Below are 20,233 nucleotides of genomic sequence, written 5' to 3' on the forward strand. Positions count from 1 at the left end.
GGAGTGGACAAGGTCTTCAAGGCGCTGGCCGACGAGACCCGCAGGAGGCTGCTGGACCGGCTGCACGAGCACAACGGGCAGACGCTGGGCGAGCTGTGCGCGCGGATCGACATGGCGCGGCAGTCCGTGACGCAGCACCTGGCCGTCCTGGAGGCCGCCAATCTGGTCAGCACGGTGCGGCGGGGGCGGGAGAAGCTGCACTACCTCAATCCGGTCCCGCTCCACGAGATGCAGGAGCGCTGGATCGACAAGTTCGAGCGCCCCCGGCTGAGAGCGCTCGGGGCCGTGAGACGACGAGCCGAGGAAGCCATGACCGACAAACCCGCGTTCGTGTACGTCACCTACATCGCGAGCACGCCCGAGAAGGTCTGGGAAGCGCTGACCAGCGCCGACCTGACCGCCGACTACTGGGGGCACCGCAACGAGTCGGACTGGCGACAGGGTTCGCGCTGGGCCCATGTCCGCACCGACGGCTCCGGTGTCGAGGACGTCGTCGGCGCGGTCGTGGTGAGCGAGCCCCCGACCCGGCTGGTCACCACCTGGACCTCCCCGGAGAACGAGGGCAGGGAGGAGACCTGCTCGCGGGTCACCTTCGACATCGAGGCGCACGCCGACATCGTCCGGCTCACCGTGACCCATGAGGACCTGGAGGACGAGGGCGCGCTCGCCGAGGTGTCCTTCGGCTGGCCCGCGGTGCTGTCCAACCTCAAGTCGCTGCTGGAGACCGGCCGTGTGCTGCCGCAGGAGCCGTGGGAGGTGCCGCGTACCGGATGAGGCCGGGGGAGCGGAGGCCGCCCAGGCGGGGTTCGAGGGCGAACGGCGACGGCCGATCCGCCTGAGCGGATCGGCCGCCGTTACCCCTCGCGGGCGTTTCTGTCCGCACCTACGGCGTGCGGCCCCCACGGGTGCCGCCCTTGGCCGCGGCGCCGGCGCACACCAGCCCCAGTAGCAGAGCCAGGCAGCCGATGATGATGTTGTTGACCACGACACCGGCGTCCGGGCTGTCGCCCACGATCCACGCCGAGATGATCATCCACACGCCTATCGCGCACATGGCCCAGCTCAGGCCGTACATCCTCTCCGGTGCTGCGGTGAAGCCGAGAGCCAGCAGGCCTATCGCGATGCCCACGATGAGGTTGTGGGGCACCAGCGCGGGCTGGCTCGTCGTGAAGTGGAGTATCCACGGGGACACGGCGCAGTACAGACCGAGCAGGAACACCGGTCCGTCCACGAGCGCCACGTCGCGACCACCGAGCATGCGGGCGTACCGAGCCTGCATTTCGGGTGCGTCAGGGTGACTGGAGATGTCACTCCTGTGTGAGACGTTGGCCATGAGTCGACTCCTTTGAACTCTGCAGGCCTGACCGCGTCTGGTGGGGTATGCGGTAAGCGCCGCGTACGTTCATTCTGCGCTTATTTTCCCTTTATGTGTAGTGGTCGGAGCGGAGTGGAGTCGGCATCCGTCTCCGAGGAGCGCCGACCGCCCCTCGGAGACGGGCCTGGGCGGGGCCGCGCCCTCGACCGGCAGTGGTCCGGTCGTTCGGCCACGCCCATTCGTCACTTCCGTGGGAACCGGTCTCTCGGATGCACGCGGCGGCGATCCCGTCGGACCGGGCCTCGGCTCGCACCGCTTGTGCGTCGTATAGTCGCCCGCATGGGTGCATACAGGGAGGAAAACCCTGCTGATCCAGGGCTGACCAGTGGTGCGCTGGCCCGCAGGCTTGGCGTGTCGCCGACCACCCTGCGTTCCTGGGACCGCCGCTACGGCATCGGACCCGCGGTCCGCGCCGACGGCCGCCACCGGCGCTGGACCCCGACGGACGTGACGATGGTCGAGGCGATGTGCCGGCTCACCTCGGCGGGGGTGCCACCGGCGGAGGCGGCCCGCGCGGCGAAGGAGGGGGCCGGAGCCCTGAGTGCGGAGGAGGGCCCCGAAGCCACGCGAACGCCGGAGGGGGAGCGACCCCGGCCGGCACGCCCACCCGGCCCGCCCGAGCCGGGGGATCTCCGCAGGGAGTGCCGTGGCCTCGCCCGCGCCGCCGTACGTCTCGACGCCCAGGCGGTCGAGGACCAGCTGGCCGAGGCCGTCGAGCGGTACGGGCTCACGGTCGCCTGGCAGGAGGTGATGGTGCCGACCCTGCACGCGGTGGGCCGTCAGTGGGCCTCGTCCGGGGACCGCTACGTCGAGGTGGAGCATCTGCTGTCCTGGCACGTCTCGACCGCCCTCCGCCGCCACGCCCGGCCCCCCGCACCCCGCCACGACACCACCGCGCCCGGACCGTTCGTGCTCGCCTGTGTGCCCGGCGAACAGCACACCCTTCCGTTGGAGGCCCTCAACGCGGCCCTCGGTGAACGCGCCCTGCCCACCAGGATGTTCGGCGCGGCCGTCCCCGCCGAGGCCCTCACCGCGGCGGTCGACCGGCTCGGCCCGGCGGCCGTCGTGCTGTGGGCCCAGGCCCGCTCCACGGCGAACCTGCCGCTCGCCCGGCATGTCGCCGCTGTCCGCTGGGGTGTGAAGGGCGCCCGCCGACAGCCGCTCGTCGTGCTCGGCGGCCCCGGCTGGCACGGACACCCCGCGCCCGGGACCGTCCGGCCGTCCTCGCTGAGCGACGCCGTGGAGATGCTCGCGGGGCTGCACGGACGGGTGGACCGGCCGGACCGGATTCCTTCCGACGCCGGACCGACCGAACCGGAGCGTCAGGACCTGGTGCCTCCGGACCTGGAGCCTCCGGACCTGGGACGTCAGGACCTGGGAGGTTCGGACCCGGAGCGTCAGGACTTGCGCCCTCGCAAGAACCGTTCCCGTCCCTCCGCCAACTCCACGATCGGCTCCGGATAGTCCAGCGCGGCACGGTCCAACCCGGGCAGCTTCCACGGCTCGTGCACCGCCGGCCCCGCGACGTCCGCCAGCTCCGGCACCCAGCGCCGTACGTACTCCCCCTCCGGGTCGTACCGCTTCGCCTGGGTGACCGGGTTGAGGACCCGGTTGGGGCGGGTGTCCGTGCCGGTCCCGGCCACCCACTGCCAGTTGAGCTGGTTATTGGCCACGTCGCCGTCGACGAGGAGATCCAGGAAGTGCCGGGCGCCCACGCGCCAGTCGACGTACAGCGTCTTGGTCAGGAAGCTCGCGGTCAGCAGACGGCCGCGGTTGTGCATCCAGCCCTCGTGGCGCAGCTGGCGCATGGCCGCGTCGACCACCGGATAGCCGGTGCGGCCCTCGCGCCACGCCTCGACCTCGTCCGGAGCGGACCGCCAACTGTCGTGCCTGGCCCGGTAGTCCACGGACGCGGCCGCCGGACGCACGGCCAGCACCTGGCGGTTGAAGTCCCGCCACGCGAGCTGCCGTACGAACGCCTCGGCGCCCGGCCCGCCCGCCCGGCGTGCCCGGTGGACCAGCTCGACGGGGGAGAGGGTGCCGAAGTGGAGATGCGGCGAGAGCCGGGAGGTCGCGTCGCCCGCCAGATCGTCGTGCCGGTCCTCGTACGCCTCGATGCCGGACCGCAGCCAGGCGGTGAGCCGCGCGCGCCCCTCCGTCTCACCGCCGGTTGCCAGCTCAGGGGACAGGCCGGACAGCCCTGCCCGCGAGGGGGGCTCCTCCGAGCCGATCCCGTCCGGCACCCGTACCGTCTGCGGCGCGGTCAGCGCGTCCCGCAGCCGCTGCCGCGACCAGTGGCCGAAGTACGGCGTGAACACCGAGAAGTGGTCCGACGAGGCCGGTGTCACCCTGCCGGGATCCACGGCCGTCGTCACCGTCTCGTGCACGTGCAGCCGTACGCCCGCGGCCTCCAGGGCGCGGCGCAGTCGCTCCTCGCGCCGCTGGGCGTACGCGCCGGCGTCGGCCGCCAGATGCACCTCGTCGGCCTCCGCCTCGGCCGCCACCTTGCACACCTCCTCCACGACGTCGCCGGAACGCACCACCAGCCGGCCACCCCGCTCACGCAGCCCCGAGTCGAGGTCACGCAGGCAGTCCGCGAGGAACGCGAGCCGGTTGGGCACGGCGAACCCGGCCGCGGCCACGGCCCGGTCACGCACGAACATCGGGACCACCTGCCGCGATCCGTCGAGCGCCGCGCGCAGCGGTGGATGGTCGTGCAGCCGCAGGTCGGAGGTGAACAGGACGACCGAGACGTTCATGGACGGACTCCGGGGAGGGGGACGGGGGGACGGCGTCGCGGCCGACCCTGGACATCACTTCCACCGGAAGGGCGCTCACGGATGCGCCCGGGGAGCATCGCCGCGCGTTCGGGTGATCGGTACGGCGACTACGCTGACCGCGTGGCCACAGTGAACGATCCCGCCCGGCAGCCGGGGGACGACGGGGGCGGCGCCGTCGGGGCGCCGACCGACCTGCACGCCTTCGCTGTGGCCCTGCGCCGGATGAACGGCGAGATCAACCGGCTGGTGCACGCCTTCGCGGGCGACCACGGACTGCACGCGACGGACGTCCAGGCGCTCGCGGCGATCCTGGACGCGGAGGCGCCCATGACGCCGAAGCGCCTGCGTGAACACCTCGGGCTGACCTCCGGCGCGGTCACCGCCTGCGTCGACCGGCTGGAGCGCGCCGGACACGTCCGCCGGGTCCGGGAGAGCGCCGACCGCCGTGTGGTCCACCTGTACTACGCGGCCGACGCGCGAGGGGCCGCTCGCACCTACTTCCGGCCCCTCGCGGCGGCGACCGAAGCCGCCCGCTCCCGGTTCACCGCCGAGGAACTGGCCGTCGTACTGCGCTTCCTCGCGGCGATGAACGAGGAACTGGGGGCGGGCGCCGACCACCCCCGCTGAAGCGGGCCACTCTCGGATTCCCCTAGGACCAGGCGCGAAGTAGCTCAATCATTGAGATTGTTTTTCGTTGAGTCATCTGCTTGGGTCATTCGTCGAGGCAACTCCGCCCGGACTCTGGAGCACCATGTCCACCACCACCCGACGCGCCCGCCGGCTCGTCCCCCTCCTGCTGATCGCCGTCTGGCTCGTCGTCGGAGGCGTCCTCGGCCCGTACGCCGGGCGTCTCGGCGAGGTCGCCACCAACGACCAGGCCGCGTTCCTGCCGCGCAGCGCCGAATCCACCGAGGTCGTCACCGCGCAACGGGCCTTCCGCCAGGACGAGACGCTGCCGGCGATCGTCGTGTTGACGGGCGACGGTCTCGCGGAGCGGCGCGCCTCGGCCGACCGGCTCCTCGCCTCCCTCGCCGACACCCCCGGGGTCACGGGACAGGTCTCGCCCGCACTCCTGTCGAAGGACGGCGACGCGCTGCGGGGAGTGGTCCCGCTCAAGCCCGACCTGGGCGACGGACTTCCCGACACCCTGGAACGGATCCGCGCCACCGCCGAGCGCCTGCCCGGCACCACCGTCCATGTCGCGGGCCCCGCCGCGAACCAGGCCGATCTGGCCGACGCCTTCGCCGGCATCGACGGCCTGCTCCTCGCCGTGGCGCTCCTCACCGTGCTGGTGATCCTGCTGCTCGTCTACCGCAGCGTGCTGCTGCCCCTGGTGATCATCCTCGGCGCGGTGTTCGCCCTGGGCCTCGCCTGCGCCGTCGTGTACGCGCTCGCCGACCGGGGCGTCGTCCGCGTCGACGGACAGGTCCAGGGCATCCTGTCCATCCTCGTCATCGGCGCCGCCACCGACTACGCCCTCCTCCTCACCGCCCGCTTCCGTGAGGAACTCGCCGACCGCGCCGACCGCTTCACCGCCATGCGGGCCGCGCTCCGGCAGTCCTGGGGCGCGATCGTCGCCAGCGCGGCGACCGTCGCGCTCGGCCTGCTCGCCCTGCTGCTCAGCGACCTCACCAACAACCGGGCCCTCGGGCCGGTGGGCGCCATCGGCATCGGCTGTGCCGTCCTCGCCACGCTCACCTTCCTGCCCGCCGTCCTCGTCGCACTGGGCCGCGCCGCCTACTGGCCCGCCCGCCCGGGCTCCCGAACCGGCTCCGCGCGCAGCGGCGAGGGCGTGTGGCGGCGGGTCGCGGACCTGGTCGACCGCGCGCCGCGCCGGGTATGGGCGGTGACCCTGGTCGTCCTGCTGGCCGGCGCCGCCTTCGCGCCGACCCTCACCTCCAAGGGCGTCCCCCTCGACGAGACCTTCGTCAACGACGCCCCTTCCGTCGCCGCGCAGAAGGCCCTCGGCGAGCACTTCCCCGCGGGCTCCGGCAACCCGGCCGTGGTCGTCGCGGACGCGGACCGGCTGGAGCGCGTGCTCGTCGCGGCCCGCGACACCGCCGGCGTCGCCACGGCGACGGCCGTCGGGGGGTCCGGCCGCCCCGGCGGCGAGCCGCTCGTCGTCGACGGACGGGTACGGGTCGACGTCACGCTCGACGCCGCCGCGGACAGCGACGCCGCGAAGCGGACGGTGGCCCGGCTGCGGACCGCCCTGCACGCCGTGCCCGGCGCGGACGCCCTCGTCGGCGGCTACACCGCACAGCAGTACGACACCCTGCGCACCGCCGAACGCGACCGCACGCTCATCGTCCCGGTCGTCCTCGCCGTCATCCTCCTCATCCTGATCGGCCTGCTGCGTTCACTGCTGCTGCCGCTCCTGCTGGTCGCCACGGTGGCCCTGAACTTCCTCGCCACGCTGGGCGTCTCCGCACTCGTGTTCAAGCACGTGTTCGGGTTCACCGGTACCGACCCGTCCGTGCCGCTGTACGGGTTCGTGTTCCTGGTGGCCCTCGGTGTCGACTACAACATCTTCCTCATGTCCCGGGTCCGCGAGGAGTCGCTCCGGCACGGCGTACGCCAGGGCGTGCTGCGCGGGCTGGTCAGCACCGGCGGGGTCATCACCTCCGCGGGCGTGGTGCTCGCCGCGACCTTCGCCGCGCTCGGTGTGATCCCGCTGGCCTTCCTCGCACAGATCGCCTTCATCGTGGCCTTCGGCGTCCTCCTGGACACCCTCGTGGTGCGCTCGCTGCTGGTGCCGGCGCTGGTACGGGACATCGGGGAGCGCGCATGGTGGCCGGGGAGGGTGGGTTCGGGCGAGGCGGCCGACCCGGCCGACCACGGCAGGGCGGTCGACCACCACGCAGCCCCGGACCGCGACGAGGTGGCCCACCACGCCGGCCGGTGAGACGCGAGCGCGCCCGGGGCGGGTCAGGAGCCGGCCCGGGCGCCCAGCGTCCGCGCCCGCCGGACGAACGCTTCGTACAGATCCCGCGCCGCCTGCGGCACGGAGTCCGCCCTGCGGCGCTGGAGCATCAGCAGAACCTGGGTGGTGTCGTCGGCGATCGGCCGGTGGACGAGGGTGCCGCGCCGTTCCAGGGGGTCGCCGATCACGCTGAAGTCCGGCAGGACCGTCGCCCCGAGCCCTTCCGCGACCATCAGTTTGCCCATCTCGGCGCCGTCGGTGGAGTACGCGAAGGCGGGGTCGCGGCCGTCGAGGAGCCGGTGGACGTAGCGGTGCATGACGTACCCGGAGCGCATGCCGATCAGCGGTACGGCGAGCAGGTCGTCCACCGACACCGCCGCCCGGGCCGCCAGCGGGCTGTCCGGGCGGACGACCACCACCGGCCTGCCCTGCAGCAGTTCGGTGGCCTCGAACGCGGCCGGCACGTCGTCACCGTCGAGGTGGTTGACGAGCCCGAGGTCGAACGCCCCCTCCAGCAGCGCCCGTTGGATATCGGTCTGCTGTGCGCCGACCACCTCGACCCGCGTGAGCGGGTGGGCGGCGCGGAAGTCACGGATCACCGGGATCAGCAGCGGCACGGTCGCCGCGTTCACCGTGCCCAGGCGGACCGTACGGCTGATGCGGTGCTGCTCGCCCGCCGCGGCCCGCAGCCGGTCCACCGCGTCCAGCACCCCGATGATGTGCGGCAGCAGCTCCCGGCCCGAGGCGCTCATCGTCGCCCCGGACCGCTTGCGCTCCAGCAGATCGACCCCGAGTTCACGTTCCAGATTCCGTACGGTCTCGCTCAACGCGGGCTGGGAGAGCCGTAGTTCGTCGGCGGCCCGGCGCAACGAACCGAGCCTGGTCACCGCCGTGATGTATTCCAGCTGTTCCGTTCGCACGGCAGCAGAATGCGGGCCCATTTCCGGCGCGTTCAAGGGTTTCCCTGTCACACCTTCGTGAAATTCAATGGTCCGGGATTCGAGACCGTTCGGGTTCTCCTTGACTCCCGTCGACGGCGGCTGCCACGATCGACGGCATGAAGATGCGACTGGACCTCACGCGGCGACGCCATGTCGACCTCGCGCGCGTCTCCAGCGCCTCCTGTCGCGCCGCGGCCTGATCACCCTTCCCGATCCGCCGCGCTTTTCCGCTTTCCCCGCTGAATTCACCGTGTCCGCACGCCCGTTGCGGCGTCCGGGCACGTTCCCGGCATTTCCGTGCGCCCACTGAATTCAGCGTGCCCGAAGACATCCGCGACAGGAGTTCCGCATGCCCGCCGCGCCCGTGAAATTCGCCTACTGGGTCCCCAACGTCAGCGGGGGACTCGTCACCAGCAAGATCGAGCAGCGCACCGACTGGGGGTACGACCACAACCGCGAACTCGCCGTCCTCGCCGAGAACAACGGCTTCGAGTACGCCCTCAGCCAGGTCCGCTACATGGCCGGCTACGGCGCCGAGTACCAGCACGAGTCGACCGGCTTCAGCCTCCCGGCTGCTCGCCACCGAGCGGCTGAAGGTCATCGCCGCCGTCCACCCCGGCCTGTGGCACCCCGGTGTGCTCGCCAAGTTCGGCGCGACCGCCGACCACCTGTCGAACGGCCGCTTCGCCGTCAACGTCGTGTCGGGCTGGTTCAAGGGTTGACCTACACCCGTACCAAGTCCCGGCCCTGGCTGCACGGCGGTCACGAGAGGGCGGTCGACGAGCCGTACGTCATCGACGTCTACGGCGATCTGACCGCGAAGCTCTGGGCGGTCGAGGCCCTCGCCGACACCGTCGCCGCCGAGGGGCAGCGGCTGCACGAGGACCCCGACGCCGTCACCGAGAGGACCCGCGGCGAGTTCGAGGTCAGGGTGGCCGCCGTCAAGGCGCGCGCCACCGATGTGGCCCTGGAGGTCGCGACGCGCGTCTTCGAGGTGACCGGCGCCCGCTCCACCGCCACCTCCGAAGGCCTCGACCGCTTCTGGCGCGACATCCGCACCCCCACCCTGCACGACCCCGTCGCCTACAAGCGCCGCGAGGTCGGCCGCTGGGTCCTCGAAGGCGAACTGTCCGAACCCACCTGGTACTCCTGACCGCTCCCCTCCGGGGTGCCCGTCCGCACGGGCACCCCGGGTTCCCAGAATGAGGACCCATGGCCACCGTTCTGTCCGTCTCCGGCAGCCCCTCCGTCTCCTCCCGCACCGCGAAGCTCGTACGCCACCTCGACGCCCGTCTGATCGCCCAGGGCCACGAGGTCGTGCCGCTCGACATCCGCACCATCCCCGCTCAGGCCCTGCTCGGCGCGGACTTCACGCACCCCGCCATCGTCGAGGCCGCCGAACTCTTCGAACGGGCCGATGGCGTCGTCATCGCCACCCCCGTCTACAAGGCCGCGTACTCCGGGGTCCTCAAGGCCCTGCTCGACCTGCTCCCGCAGTACGCCCTCACCGGCAAGACGGTGCTTCCCCTGGCCACCGGCGGCACCACCGCCCATGTCCTCGCCCTCGACTACGCCCTGCGGCCGGTCCTCAGCTCCATGGGCGCCCGGCACATCGTCCCCGGCTGGTTCACCCTCGACAAGGACATCACCGTGGGGGAGGACGGCAAGGTCACGGTGGCCCCAGCCACCGCCGAGGCCCTCGGCCAGGTCGTCGACCAGTTCCTGACCGCTCTCGGCCCGGCGCCGGTACTGGCCGCCGCGAGCTGACCCCATGACCGACACCCTCAACGACGCCCCGGCCGCGCAGGTCATCGCCGACGACGCCGAGGCGCTGGCCGTCGCCGCCGTGCTCGCCGAGGAGTTCCGGGCCGGGGCTTCGGAGCGGGACGCCGAACGGCGCCTGCCGCGCGCGGAGGTGGACCGGCTCTCCGCCTCCGGGCTGCTGGCCGTCACCGTGCCCGCCGCGTACGGGGGAGCCGACGTGAGCCAGGAGACCCTCGCGGAGATCTTCCGGCTCCTCGCCTCCGCGGACGCGAGCCTCGCCCAGATCCCGCAGAGCCACTCCGCCTACGTCAACGTGCTGCGCCGTCAGGGGACCGCACGGCAGCGGGAGTTCTTCTTCGCCGAGCTCCTCGCCGGGCGCCGCTTCGGCAACGCCCAGTCCGAGGCGGGCACCCGGCACGTCCAGGACATCCGCACCCGGCTGGAACCGCGGCCGGACGGTTCCTATCTCCTCGACGGGGTCAAGCACTACGCGACGGGCGCCCTGTTCGCCGACTGGATCCCGGTGCCGGCCCGCGCCGAGGAGGACGCGCTGCACGTCGCCTACGTGCCCCGGGACGTCCCCGGCGTCACGGTGATCGACGACTGGGACGGCCTCGGCCAGCGCACGACGGCCAGCGGGACCGTCCGCCTGGATCGGGTACGGGTGCCGGGCGACCGGGTCCTGCCGCACCACCTCACCTTCGAGGGTCCCCAACTGTACGGTGCCACCGCCCAGTTGCTGCACGCCGCCATCGACGCCGGAATCGCCGGGGGAGCCCTCGCGGAGGCCGCCGAATTCGTGCGGACGAAGAGCAGGCCGTGGTTCGAGAGCGGCGTCGAGACGGCGGCCGAGGATCCGCTCCTGATCCAGCGGTTCGGCGAACTCGCCCTCCAGGTGCGGGCGTCGGAGGCACTGGTGCTTGAGGCCGCGCGGGCGGTGGACAGGGCGCGTGACGCCCTGACGGACGACTCGGCCGCCGAGGCGACCATCGCCGTGGCGGCCGCCAAGGTGCAGGCGGCAGGGGCCGCCCTGGAGGTGGCGAGCGCCCTGTTCGAGGTGTCCGGCACCCGTGCGGCACTCAACTCGCTCAATCTGCATCGGCATTGGCGGGACGCCCGCACCCACACCCTGCACGACCCGACCCGCTGGAAGCTGCAGCACATCGGCCGGTACGCGCTGAACGACACCCGGCCGCCCCGCCACGGCCTCCTCTAGCGACCCTTCAGACAGGAGACCCCCGTGTCCCTCACCTTCCACTGGTTCCTGCCGACCAACGGCGACAGCCGGCACGTCGTCGGCGGCGGTCACGGCACCCCCGCCACCGAGTCCGGGCGGGACCGGCCGCCGACGGTCGCCTACCTGAGCCAGATCGCCCGCGCCGCCGAGGACCTCGGCTTCGCCGGCGCGCTGACCCCCACCGGTGCCTGGTGCGAGGACGCCTGGCTGACCACCGCGATGGTGAGCCAACACACCGAACGCCTGAAGTTCCTGGTCGCGTTCCGCCCCGGCTTCGTCTCGCCCACGCTCGCCGCCCAGATGGCCTCCACCTTCCAGCGGCAGACCGGCGGACGGCTCCTGCTCAACGTCGTCACCGGCGGCGAGAGCCACGAACAGCGGGCCTACGGCGACTTCCTCGACAAGGACGACCGGTACCGCCGTACCGGCGAATTCCTGGAGATCGTGCGGGGGTTGTGGGAGGGCAAGACCGTCGACCTGAGCGGCGACCACCTCCAGGTCGAGGACGCGAGGCTGGCCCGGCTGCCCGACCCGGTGCCCGAGGTGTACTTCGGCGGCTCCTCACCGATCGCCGGGCAGATCGCCGCCCGGCACGTCGACGTCTACCTCACCTGGGGCGAGCCGCCGGCCAGGGTCGCCGAGAAGATCGCCTGGATCAAGGGGCTGGCGGCCAAGGAGGGCCGCACGCTCCGCTTCGGGATCCGGCTGCACGTCATCACCCGCGACACCGCCGCGCAGGCGTGGGCGGAGGCGAACCGGCTGCTCGACGGCTTCGACGTCGAGACCGTACGGTCCGTGCAGGCCGGACTCGCCCGCAGCGAGTCCGAGGGCCAGCGGCGCATGCTCGCCCTGCACGGCGGCAGCCGCGACGGCCTGGAGATCCACCCCAACCTGTGGGCCGGCATCGGCCTGGTGCGCGGCGGGGCGGGCACCGCCCTGGTCGGCAGCCACGACGAGGTCGCCGAGCGGATCAGGGAGTACCACGCCCTCGGCATCGACGAGTTCGTCCTCTCCGGCTACCCCCACCTGGAGGAGGCGTACTGGTTCGGCGAGGGCGTCCTGCCCCGCCTCGCCGCCCAGGGCCTGTGGCGTCATCCCGTCGCCGGACCGGCCGCGCCCACGGCACAGGTGCCGTTCGCGAGCTGACGCGCGGCGCGGACCGGGCCGGTTCAGTACGCGGCCGACAGCGAGGCGAGGTGGGCGCGGCGCACCTCGGGGGTCTGGCCCTGGACCAGGAGGAACAGCGCCTCGCGGGCCAGTCGTTGGGCACGGCTGTCCAGATCGATGGCGCGCCCGCCGCCGGCGACGACCGCGGCGGTCGTCGCCGTGCGCATCAGGTCGAACGCCTTCGTCTTGAGGGCCAGCCGTTCCTCCATGTGCTCGTGCGGCGCCGGATGGTCGGCGAGGGCGTACGCCTGCCGCCGCACCTTGTCGAGTCGCAGCCTGAGCGCCTTGGTGGTGGGGTCGTCCTGGTCCAGCAGACCGAGGGCCGACTCGGCGACCCCGAACACCGCCGGCGAGGCGTTCGTGGGCTTGGGGCGGTCGCTCGCGGCCCACGACTCGTACGGCGCGTGCAGGGCCACGGCGTCGTCGGGTACCCACAGCCCGTCGAGCTGGAGCGAGACCGTACGGGCGGCCGTGAGCGCCGCGAGCCGCATGGGCGCCGAGGCCCGCAGCCCGGACTGCTGACGGGCCTCGGTGAACGCGAACACCACCTCGTCCGCGTCCGTGACCCCGGCCAGCAGCATCACGTCGTTGAGGCCCCACCCGGTGTACCAGGGGACCGTGCCGTGGAAACGCCAGCCGCCGCGCCAGGGCACGGCCCTCACCGGGACCTGCGGGTACCGCCGCAGATGCGCGTACGCGACGCCGGACAGCAGCTCGCCGGTGGCCAGCTTCCCCAACAGGCTCTCCCGGGCCGGGAGTTCGCTCTTCGCCAGGGTCAGTACGGGTGTGTGGTGCTGGGTCTGCACGAACCATGTGGAGCAGCAGGCCCCCGCGAGGATCTCGGCGGTCTCCCGTGCCACCGAGCTGGGCGCCCCCGCCCCGCCGTACGCCACCGGCGCGCTCACCCCGAGCAGCCCGGACCGCTTGATCGCCTGGATACTGCTCGCGGGCACCCCCTCCTGGTCGACGCGCTCCGCCTGGGGCGCGAGGACCTCGGCGGCGAGTCCGCGCGCCTGGACGACGAGAGGGTGCGGTGACGTGGTCATGGGGTGATTCTCCCCGGCCCGGGTCCCGGAGATCACATCTTTCGGGCCGGAAGATCACATGTTCTCCATCTGCCTCGCACGGCGTGTGACCTGCGCCACGCCGACCGGTTGTCAGGTCGCCGGTAGCAGCCGGTCGGCCCGTAGGTCGTCAAGCAGCGCTTCGGGGACTGGTTCTTCTGCCGACGAGCCGCGCTGGACGGTCGAGGCCCGCAAGGGGCCCGAGGTGGGCCCCGTCTTCCGTCATCACACCGCCGAGTACGCGGAGGTGTCCGGTGCCGGGCTGGTCGTGGCGCACGTCGGGCACGGCACGGACCAGATGAAGCTCGGCCGAACAGGCCGCTATCCCAGGTGTTGCTTGACTTAGGCAAATATCTGCTACGGTGGTCGCATGTCCACACCACGCCCCGCCGAAGCGGCGTCCCTGAGGGACGTGACCCAGATCGAGCGGCTGCTCACCCGCGTCACGTATCTGGCCGGGCGGGCCCGTCGGCACGAGCGTCTGATGTCCGGCAGCGGGGTGTCCCTGGACCGTGCCTCCGTGTCGATCCTGCGGTACATCGCCGAGAGCGAGCCGCTGCGCCCGGGCGTGCTCGCCGTCCGGCTGTCCGTGGAGGCGTCCCATGTCACTCGGCAGTTGCGGCAGTTGGAGAGCTACGGCCATGTCCTGCGGGTGCCCGACCCGGAGGACCGTCGGGCGCAGCGTGTCCAGATCACCGAGGCCGGGCTCGCCGCCTTCGACCGCGTCAGGGAGGCGAGCCGCCAGTGCATCGGGGAGGTGCTGGGCGATTGGCCGACCGACGACCTGCGGCAACTCGCCGTACTCTTCGGCCGGTTGGTCGACGACTTCGTCGAGCACGCCGAGACAGTCGTCGACCACGCCGAGACAGCCGTCGCGCCGCGGCCCGTCGACTGACCGCACACGGCCCGAACCCGTCCCACGAGCCCTACCCGAACGGTCTGGTCATGCGCACTCAGCTCACGGGGAAACCGATGTCGCCGCGAGACGGCGCACAGCACGTCCTGCTGGTCGCCGACGACCCCGTTGTCACCGAACTCCTCACCACCACCATGGAGTTGGCCGGATACCGCGTCGCCGCGGCCGATACCGGTGCCGAGGGGGCGACACGGATCGCCCAGGGCCGGTACGACCTCGTCGTCTGGGACGCCGCGCTGCCGGACCCGGAGCGTCTCGGGCGCGGCCGACGCGGCGCGTCCGTGGACCGGCCCCCGCTGCTCCTCCTGGCTGCCTGCGACACCCTGCACGACCTGGTGCCCGGGCTGCGACGCGGCGACGAGGACTATGTCGTCAAGCCCCTGCGGGTCGCCGAAGTCCTGCACCGCGCACGGTCGTTGCTGCGCGGGAGGGGAGGCCCCGAGCGGATCGAGGGCGTGCCCTGCTACGGCGACCTGGTCCTGGACGACGCTGCCTGCGAGGCGCGGCGCGGATCCAGGCCCCTCGGCCTCACGCCCGCCGAGTACCGGCTGCTGCGTCATCTGCTGGCGAACGCGGAGTGCGTGCTGTCCAAGGAGCAGATCGGTCGGCACGTCTGGGGCGAGTACCGCGCCCACGGCGCGATCGAGAAGCTCGTGGCCCGGCTCCGGCGCAAGACCGACCAGGAGGCGCCCGCGCTGATCCACACCCGGCGTGGCTTCGGGTACTGGCTCGGCTGCCCTGACGGCTGACGGGGCGGCAGTTGGCGGTGACCGGTCCGGTGACAGGCCCGGCGAGTGCCCGGTGACCGGTCCGCGACCGCCCGTCGACCGGTCCGCGAGCATTCGGTGATCGCCCGGCGGAGCGACCCCCGGGCGGCCTGACCTCCCGTCATGGGAGTTGACTGGTCTACACCCTTGACTGGTACAGACCAACGCGGTTGAGTGTGACCCACACCCCCCACCACGGCCGCCCCCACGCCGTGGCCGGCCCCGCCGGCACGTGCGCGCGAGGTGCGTCCCCGTCATGCCTCCGGGCCCCTCGCCCGGGTGCGGCCGTGCTCCACGAAGGAGTTGGTCCCGTGTCGAGGCGCCGCATATCCGCCCTGCTGACCGCGCTGTTCATCGCCGGTTCCACGCCCCTGCTGCTGCCCGCCCAGAGCGCGTCCGCCGCCCCCTGTTCCAGCTACGCGAGCTGGGTGGCCGGCCGGTCCTACGTCACCGGCGACATCGTGCGCTACACCGACGGCAGGGCGTACATCGCCGAGCACGACAACCCGGGGTACGACCCCACCATCAGCACCTGGTACTGGGAGCCGTACGCCTGCGAGAACGGCCCCACCAACCCCTCCGGGTTCGTGGTGAGCGAGGCGCAGTTCAACCAGATGTTCCCGAACCGGAACTCGTTCTACACCTACAGCGGCCTGCGGGCGGCCATGAGCGCCTACCCGGCCTTCGCCACCACCGGCAGCGACACCGTCAAGAAGCAGGAGGCGGCGGCGTTCCTCGCCAACGTCAACCACGAGACCGGCGGCCTCGTCCACATCGTCGAGCAGAACACCGCCAACTACCCCACGTACTGCGACTGGGGCCGTCCGTACGGCTGTCCGGCGGGACAGGCGGCCTACTACGGGCGCGGCCCCATCCAGCTCAGCTGGAACTTCAACTACAAGGCCGCGGGCGACGCGCTCGGCCTGAACCTCCTGGGCAACCCCTGGCTGGTCCAGAACGACGCGGCCGTCGCCTGGAAGACCGCGCTCTGGTACTGGAATACCCAGACCGGCCCCGGCTCCATGACCGGCCACAACGCCATGGTGACCGGCGCCGGCTTCGGGCACACCATCCGCAGCATCAACGGCTCGCTGGAGTGCGACGGCAAGAACCCCGCGCAGGTGCAGAGCCGGGTCAGCGCGTACCAGCGGTTCGTCCAGATCCTCGGCACGTCGGCGGGCGGCAATCTGTACTGCTGACGCGGACACGGCCGTGGTCGCCCGACGGCGTGGGAGACTGCGTCGATGACCTCCGAGACGATCGACGCGGCCGCCGCGGGCAGTTGGACTCTCGGCGATCTGTCCGTCCGCCGCGTCGGTCTCGGTGCGATGCGGCTGACGGGCAGCGCCGCCTTCCACCTCGGGACGCCGAGGACCCGTGAGGGAGCGATCGCCGTGCTGCGGCGCGCGGTCGAGCTGGGCGTCAACCACATCGACACGGCCGCCTTCTACTTCTCGTCCCTGCGGTCCGCCAACGAACTGATCAACAGCGCGTTGGGCGGGCCCTACCCGGACGACCTGGTCATCGTCACCAAGGTCGGGCCGCACCGGGAGTACTCGGGGGAGTGGGGTACGGCCGCCCGCCCCGACCAACTGCGCGGCCAGGTCGAGGAGAACCTGCGGCAGTTGGGACGCGACCACCTCGATGTCGTCAACCTCCGCCGGATGCGGCAGGACTCGATCGCCGAGCACTTCGGGGCGCTGGCCGAGCTGCGCGAGGCCGGGCTCGTCCGCCACCTCGGCGTCTCCGCCGTCGAACCCCGGCACCTCGCGGAGGCGCGGGCGATCGCCCCCGTGGTCTGCGTGCAGAACCAGTACGGGCTGCGCGGCCCCGACCCGGCCGCCGACGAGATGCTCCGACTCTGCGGCGAGCAGGGCCTCGCGTTCGTGCCGTTCTACGCGATCGCGGGCGAAGCCGGACCCCAGGGCGCGAGCACCGCGCACGACGAGGAACTGCTCGCCGTCGCCCGCGCCCACGACGCCACCCCCGCCCAGATCAGGCTGGCCTGGACCCTGAACCAGGGGCCGCACGTCCTCGCCATCCCCGGCACCGGGAATCCGGACCACCTGGCCGAGAACGTCGCCGCCGGCGCCCTTCGGCTCACGGGGGAGGAGATGGCCCGGCTGAACGCCGTCCATCGAGGCGAGGCGTCCCGGCAAAGCGGCACCAACGGGTTCATATAGGCTGCCGGTTCTGTCCCTGCCGTTCGTCACCATCCGGGAGAGTCACCCGTGAGCGTAGCCACCGCCCACTCCGCATCGGCCGTACCGCCCGCCGACGAGACGCCCGCGACCGGCGGAGCGCCGACGCCGGACGAGGGTTTCTGGGTCGAGCCCGGAGCGGCCGAGGAGCAGACCCCCGGGGCCGCACCCGCGGCCGAGGTACCGGCACAGCCCTCCGGCGAGACGGACCTCGCGCAGCCGACGACGCAAGAGGACCTCGCGCAGCCGACGACCGAAGAGGCCCCCGCGCAGTCGTCCGGCGAAGTCCTCGCGCAGTCGTCCGGCGACGAGACCCCCGCGCAGGCGCACGGCGACGACACCCCGGTCGACGTGGTGGACGAGCAAGTCGCGCGCGACGCACGGGAGTTCGGGGTGTACGCGCGCACCGGTGGCTGGGCCTTCGCGCTGAAGGTGGCGCGGAGTGTGCGGCCCGGCGGGGAGATGGCGGGCGAGACGCCGAAGGTGTCGGCGAGGCAATTCGCCGAGCTGGCCGGATGCTCGCCGGAGCGGGTCATGCGGTACTACAAGGCCTGGGACAAGGCGGCCGACGACGGCATGGTCCCGCACTTCGAGGCGCTGGCCCCCGGCGAGGAGATCGACCTCCCGGACTCGGACGTGTGGCTGTCGTACTACAGCTCCCGGTCCAGCGCGACCTCCGACCGGGGCACCGCGATCACGGCGGCGGCCGAGGCCGAGGGCATCCGCCCGACCAAGGCGCTGGAGGTCGCCGAGAACCCCACCGCGCTGCGCGCCGCGATCCTCGCCGACCCCTCCACCGCGCAGGCGGCCCGCACCGCGCTGCTGGACCGCCTCAAGGAGGACCCCTCCCTCCAGACCGAGCTGGCCCGCGACATCGCCCGCACCGACGAACTGAAGAAGGCCGTCGCCAACGAGACCCAGGCCGCCAGCCGTATCGGGTACGTCCGGCAGATCGTCGAGAACGGCCAGGTCAAGACACCGGCCGGCCAGGTGATCGACGCCACCGCCGAGCTGCGCGCCGAGGCCGAGCGGCATCTGTCCCTCATCGACGAGCTCGACGACGACGAGGACACCGGCGAGTGGGCGACGGAGGCCTACGACACCGTCAAGGAACTCGTCGTCCAGACCGTCGAGTCCGACCCCGAACTGCGGGTCCAGGAGCGGCGGACCAAGTTCTACAGCAGCCTCCAGAAGGCGACGAAGGTCTTCGAGGAGCTGACCCTCGACGACGCCGTCGACCTCGACGCCATCTACGAGGAGGACATGCTGGAGCGCCTGGAGGAGCTCCAGCAGGCACTGAGCACCTGCATCGCCGCCCTGCGCAAGGTGTCGCCGGGCGAGTGATCGCCGGCTGACGCCCTCCGAGTGCCGAGGCCCCCTGCCGCGCAGGGGGCCTCGGTCGTGCCGGGGGTTCTCTCGGACGTACGGGCGAGAATGCCATTTGCGTCCGATGCGTGTTACGTATAACCTCCCGGGAACCCCGAGCGACCCGAGAGGCCCCGATGAGACGCATTGCCCTGGTCACCCTCGTGGTCGACGACTACGACGAGGCCATCCGCTTCTACACCCGGGCACTCGGCTTCCGGCTCGTCGAGGACGAACCGAGGCCCGACGGCAGCCGCTGGGTGGTCGTCGAGCCCGGGAGCGAGGGACAGGGCGGCGGACTGCTGCTGGCGCGGGCCAAGGACGAGGCACAGCGCGGCCGGATCGGCGACCAGACCGGCGGACGCGTGGGGTTCTTCCTGCACACCGACGACTTCGCCCGCGACCACGCCCGGATGCGGGCCGCGGGCGTCAGGTTCCTGGAGGAGCCGCGCCACGAACCGTACGGCTCGGTCGCCGTCTTCGAGGACCTGTACGGCAACCGCTGGGACCTCCTCCAGCCCGCCACCGGCTGAACCGCCCCACCTCTCGACCCACCCCACCCCACCGCACCACCTGCCGAGGAACGAACGCCCATGACCGCGCCCCGCATCGACGCCGACACCATCCGCCGCCTCCCCAAGGCCGTCCTGCACGACCACCTCGACGGCGGCCTGCGCCCCGCCACGCTCGTGGAACTCGCGGCGGAGGTCGGCCACACCCTCCCGGAGACCGACCCGGAGGGCCTCGCCGCCTGGTTCTACGAGGCGGCCAACTCCGGTGACCTCGTGCGGTACATAGCGACGTTCGAGCACACCCTCGCGGTGCTGCAGACCCGCGAGGGCCTGCTGCGCGCATCCGAGGAGTACGTACTGGACCTGGCCGCGGACGGTGTCGTCTACGGCGAGGTCCGCTACGCCCCCGAGCTGAACGTCAACGGCGGGCTGACCCTGCCGGAGGTCGTCGAGACCGTGCAGGAGGGTCTGGCCGCCGGCATGGCCAAGGCGGCGGCCCAGGGCACCCCGGTCCGCGTCGGCACGCTGCTGTGCGGGATGCGCATGTTCGACCGCGTTCGTGAGGCCGCCGACCTGGCCGTGGCCTTCCGGGACGCCGGCGTCGTCGGCTTCGACATCGCGGGCGCCGAGGACGGCTTCCCGCCCGCCGACCACCTGGCCGCCTTCGAGCACCTGCGCCGAGAGAGCGTCCCCTTCACCATCCACGCCGGCGAGGCCCACGGACTGCCCAGCATCCACCAGGCCCTCCAGGTCTGCGGCGCCCAGCGCATCGGCCATGGTGTGCGCATCACCGAGGACGTCGTCGACGGCAAGCTGGGCCGCCTCGCCTCCTGGGTGCGCGACCGCCGGATCGCCCTGGAGATGTGCCCCACCTCCAACCTCCAGACCGGCGCGGCGACCTCCATCGCCGAGCACCCGATCACGGCCCTGAGGGACCTCGGCTTCCGCGTCACCCTCAACACCGACAACCGTCTGGTCTCGGGCACCACCATGACCCGCGAGATGTCCCTGCTCGTCGACGAGGCCGACTGGAGCCTCGACGACCTGCGCACGGTCACCGTCAACGCCCTCAAGAGCGCCTTCATCCCGTTCGACGAGCGCAACGCCCTCATCGAGAACGTGGTGCTCCCGGGGTACGCGGCGGCGTCCGGCAACTGAGCTTGTGGTTCGGCCTCGTCCCCGTCGGGGGTGGGGATCGAGCAGGTCGTTCTCGCATCCGTC

General features: G+C 72.3%; 19 protein-coding genes and 2 pseudogenes. 17 read left to right on the forward strand and 4 right to left on the reverse strand.

Annotated elements, in window-relative coordinates; translation table 11 throughout:
- The first annotated feature begins 3 nt into the window (after positions 1–3).
- Positions 4–774 (forward strand): ArsR/SmtB family transcription factor, encoded by a 771-nt coding sequence (locus K1J60_RS42785; RefSeq protein WP_220651964.1) that lies wholly within the window; start codon positions 4–6, stop codon positions 772–774.
- Between the two features lie 109 nt (positions 775–883).
- Here K1J60_RS42785 and K1J60_RS42790 read toward each other — a convergent pair whose 3' ends face one another.
- Positions 884–1,333 carry an SPW repeat protein gene (locus K1J60_RS42790; protein WP_033526233.1) on the reverse strand — a complete coding sequence of 150 codons (450 nt, stop codon included), beginning with the start codon at positions 1,331–1,333 and terminating at the stop codon, positions 884–886.
- 321 nt (positions 1,334–1,654) lie between these two features.
- Between K1J60_RS42790 and K1J60_RS42795 the strand changes: the two genes are divergently transcribed.
- Complete coding sequence (locus tag K1J60_RS42795; RefSeq protein ID WP_220650930.1) at positions 1,655–2,839, forward strand: MerR family transcriptional regulator; 1,185 nt, start codon at positions 1,655–1,657, stop codon at positions 2,837–2,839.
- Here K1J60_RS42795 and K1J60_RS42800 read toward each other — a convergent pair.
- Complete coding sequence (locus K1J60_RS42800; protein WP_220650931.1) at positions 2,773–4,134, reverse strand: cryptochrome/photolyase family protein; 1,362 nt, start codon at positions 4,132–4,134, stop codon at positions 2,773–2,775. The two genes, K1J60_RS42795 and K1J60_RS42800, sit on opposite strands and share 67 nt — an antisense overlap.
- 150 nt (positions 4,135–4,284) lie before the next feature.
- Between K1J60_RS42800 and K1J60_RS42805 the strand changes: the two genes are divergently transcribed.
- Together K1J60_RS42805 and K1J60_RS42810 are read left to right on the forward strand one after the other, a co-directional pair.
- Positions 4,285–4,782, forward strand: coding sequence for a MarR family winged helix-turn-helix transcriptional regulator (locus tag K1J60_RS42805; RefSeq protein WP_220651965.1), 498 nt, complete (start codon positions 4,285–4,287; stop codon positions 4,780–4,782).
- A gap of 124 nt (positions 4,783–4,906) precedes the next feature.
- On the forward strand, positions 4,907–7,060 hold the full coding sequence (locus K1J60_RS42810; RefSeq protein WP_259408174.1) for an MMPL family transporter: 2,154 nt from the start codon (positions 4,907–4,909) through the stop codon (positions 7,058–7,060).
- A gap of 23 nt (positions 7,061–7,083) precedes the next feature.
- Here the strand turns inward: K1J60_RS42810 and K1J60_RS42815 are convergent, their stop codons facing one another.
- Positions 7,084–7,998, reverse strand: a complete 915-nt coding sequence (locus tag K1J60_RS42815; RefSeq protein WP_220650932.1) for a LysR family transcriptional regulator — start codon at positions 7,996–7,998, stop codon at positions 7,084–7,086.
- 143 nt (positions 7,999–8,141) lie between these two features.
- On the opposite strand from K1J60_RS42815, the gene K1J60_RS47330 reads away from it, so the two are divergent.
- The 6 genes and pseudogenes from K1J60_RS47330 (at position 8,142) to K1J60_RS42840 (ending at position 12,166) form a co-directional block, all read left to right on the forward strand.
- Complete coding sequence (locus tag K1J60_RS47330) at positions 8,142–8,219, forward strand: putative leader peptide (protein ID WP_351405193.1); 78 nt, start codon at positions 8,142–8,144, stop codon at positions 8,217–8,219.
- Positions 8,220–8,368: 149 nt separating this feature from the next.
- Positions 8,369–8,738: pseudogene (locus K1J60_RS42820) on the forward strand (LLM class flavin-dependent oxidoreductase); the annotation flags it as partial.
- Positions 8,726–9,172, forward strand: a pseudogene (locus tag K1J60_RS42825) (acyl-CoA dehydrogenase family protein); the annotation flags it as partial. The pseudogenes K1J60_RS42820 and K1J60_RS42825, both read left to right, overlap by 13 nt.
- Positions 9,173–9,231: 59 nt before the next feature.
- Positions 9,232–9,786 (forward strand): NADPH-dependent FMN reductase, encoded by a 555-nt coding sequence (gene ssuE / locus K1J60_RS42830; RefSeq protein ID WP_220650933.1) that lies wholly within the window; start codon positions 9,232–9,234, stop codon positions 9,784–9,786.
- Between the two features lie 4 nt (positions 9,787–9,790).
- Positions 9,791–10,999, forward strand: a complete 1,209-nt coding sequence (locus K1J60_RS42835; RefSeq protein WP_220650934.1) for an SfnB family sulfur acquisition oxidoreductase — start codon at positions 9,791–9,793, stop codon at positions 10,997–10,999.
- Between the two features lie 24 nt (positions 11,000–11,023).
- Entirely contained in the window at positions 11,024–12,166 is a 1,143-nt protein-coding gene (locus K1J60_RS42840) for an LLM class flavin-dependent oxidoreductase (protein WP_220650935.1), read from the forward strand.
- 23 nt (positions 12,167–12,189) lie between these two features.
- Here the strand turns inward: K1J60_RS42840 and K1J60_RS42845 are convergent, their stop codons facing one another.
- The gene (locus tag K1J60_RS42845) at positions 12,190–13,233 is read right to left on the reverse strand and encodes an acyl-CoA dehydrogenase family protein (protein ID WP_220650936.1); all 1,044 of its coding nucleotides are present in this window, start codon (positions 13,231–13,233) and stop codon (positions 12,190–12,192) included.
- 388 nt (positions 13,234–13,621) lie between these two features.
- On the opposite strand from K1J60_RS42845, the gene K1J60_RS42850 reads away from it, so the two are divergent.
- From K1J60_RS42850 to K1J60_RS42880, 7 genes are all read left to right on the forward strand, one after another.
- A complete protein-coding gene (locus K1J60_RS42850; RefSeq protein ID WP_220650937.1) occupies positions 13,622–14,146 on the forward strand; it encodes a MarR family winged helix-turn-helix transcriptional regulator in 525 nt (174 codons plus the stop codon).
- A gap of 50 nt (positions 14,147–14,196) precedes the next feature.
- Positions 14,197–14,916: a response regulator transcription factor gene (locus tag K1J60_RS42855; protein WP_220650938.1), complete on the forward strand. Its 720-nt coding sequence runs from the start codon at positions 14,197–14,199 to the stop codon at positions 14,914–14,916.
- A gap of 329 nt (positions 14,917–15,245) precedes the next feature.
- Positions 15,246–16,133: a glycoside hydrolase family 19 protein gene (locus K1J60_RS42860; RefSeq protein ID WP_220650939.1), complete on the forward strand. Its 888-nt coding sequence runs from the start codon at positions 15,246–15,248 to the stop codon at positions 16,131–16,133.
- 45 nt (positions 16,134–16,178) lie between these two features.
- A complete protein-coding gene (locus K1J60_RS42865; protein ID WP_220650940.1) occupies positions 16,179–17,117 on the forward strand; it encodes an aldo/keto reductase in 939 nt (312 codons plus the stop codon).
- A 48-nt stretch (positions 17,118–17,165) separates the two neighbouring features.
- Positions 17,166–18,479 carry a hypothetical protein gene (locus K1J60_RS42870; protein WP_220650941.1) on the forward strand — a complete coding sequence of 438 codons (1,314 nt, stop codon included), beginning with the start codon at positions 17,166–17,168 and terminating at the stop codon, positions 18,477–18,479.
- Between the two features lie 158 nt (positions 18,480–18,637).
- Complete coding sequence (locus K1J60_RS42875; protein ID WP_220650942.1) at positions 18,638–19,033, forward strand: VOC family protein; 396 nt, start codon at positions 18,638–18,640, stop codon at positions 19,031–19,033.
- A gap of 60 nt (positions 19,034–19,093) precedes the next feature.
- Entirely contained in the window at positions 19,094–20,170 is a 1,077-nt protein-coding gene (locus tag K1J60_RS42880) for an adenosine deaminase (protein ID WP_220650943.1), read from the forward strand.
- Positions 20,171–20,233 lie beyond the last annotated feature (63 nt).

This window comes from Streptomyces akebiae, assembly GCF_019599145.1.
In the GTDB taxonomy this organism is placed as follows: Bacteria; Actinomycetota; Actinomycetes; order Streptomycetales; family Streptomycetaceae; genus Streptomyces; species Streptomyces akebiae.

Bases quoted from the DNA above. Each gene is read 5' to 3' on its own strand.
- K1J60_RS42850 (WP_220650937.1), top strand. From the start codon at position 13,622: ATGTCCACACCACGCCCCGCCGAAGCGGCGTCCCTGAGGGACGTGACC.
- ssuE (WP_220650933.1), top strand. From the start codon at position 9,232: ATGGCCACCGTTCTGTCCGTCTCCGGCAGCCCCTCCGTCTCCTCCCGC.
- K1J60_RS42855 (WP_220650938.1), top strand. From the start codon at position 14,197: ATGCGCACTCAGCTCACGGGGAAACCGATGTCGCCGCGAGACGGCGCA.
- K1J60_RS42835 (WP_220650934.1), top strand. From the start codon at position 9,791: ATGACCGACACCCTCAACGACGCCCCGGCCGCGCAGGTCATCGCCGAC.
- K1J60_RS42865 (WP_220650940.1), top strand. From the start codon at position 16,179: ATGACCTCCGAGACGATCGACGCGGCCGCCGCGGGCAGTTGGACTCTC.
- K1J60_RS42810 (WP_259408174.1), top strand. From the start codon at position 4,907: ATGTCCACCACCACCCGACGCGCCCGCCGGCTCGTCCCCCTCCTGCTG.
- K1J60_RS42880 (WP_220650943.1), top strand. From the start codon at position 19,094: ATGACCGCGCCCCGCATCGACGCCGACACCATCCGCCGCCTCCCCAAG.
- K1J60_RS42845 (WP_220650936.1), bottom strand. From the start codon at position 13,233: ATGACCACGTCACCGCACCCTCTCGTCGTCCAGGCGCGCGGACTCGCC.
- K1J60_RS42875 (WP_220650942.1), top strand. From the start codon at position 18,638: ATGAGACGCATTGCCCTGGTCACCCTCGTGGTCGACGACTACGACGAG.
- K1J60_RS42790 (WP_033526233.1), bottom strand. From the start codon at position 1,333: ATGGCCAACGTCTCACACAGGAGTGACATCTCCAGTCACCCTGACGCA.
- K1J60_RS47330 (WP_351405193.1), top strand. From the start codon at position 8,142: ATGCGACTGGACCTCACGCGGCGACGCCATGTCGACCTCGCGCGCGTC.
- K1J60_RS42795 (WP_220650930.1), top strand. From the start codon at position 1,655: ATGGGTGCATACAGGGAGGAAAACCCTGCTGATCCAGGGCTGACCAGT.
- K1J60_RS42800 (WP_220650931.1), bottom strand. From the start codon at position 4,134: ATGAACGTCTCGGTCGTCCTGTTCACCTCCGACCTGCGGCTGCACGAC.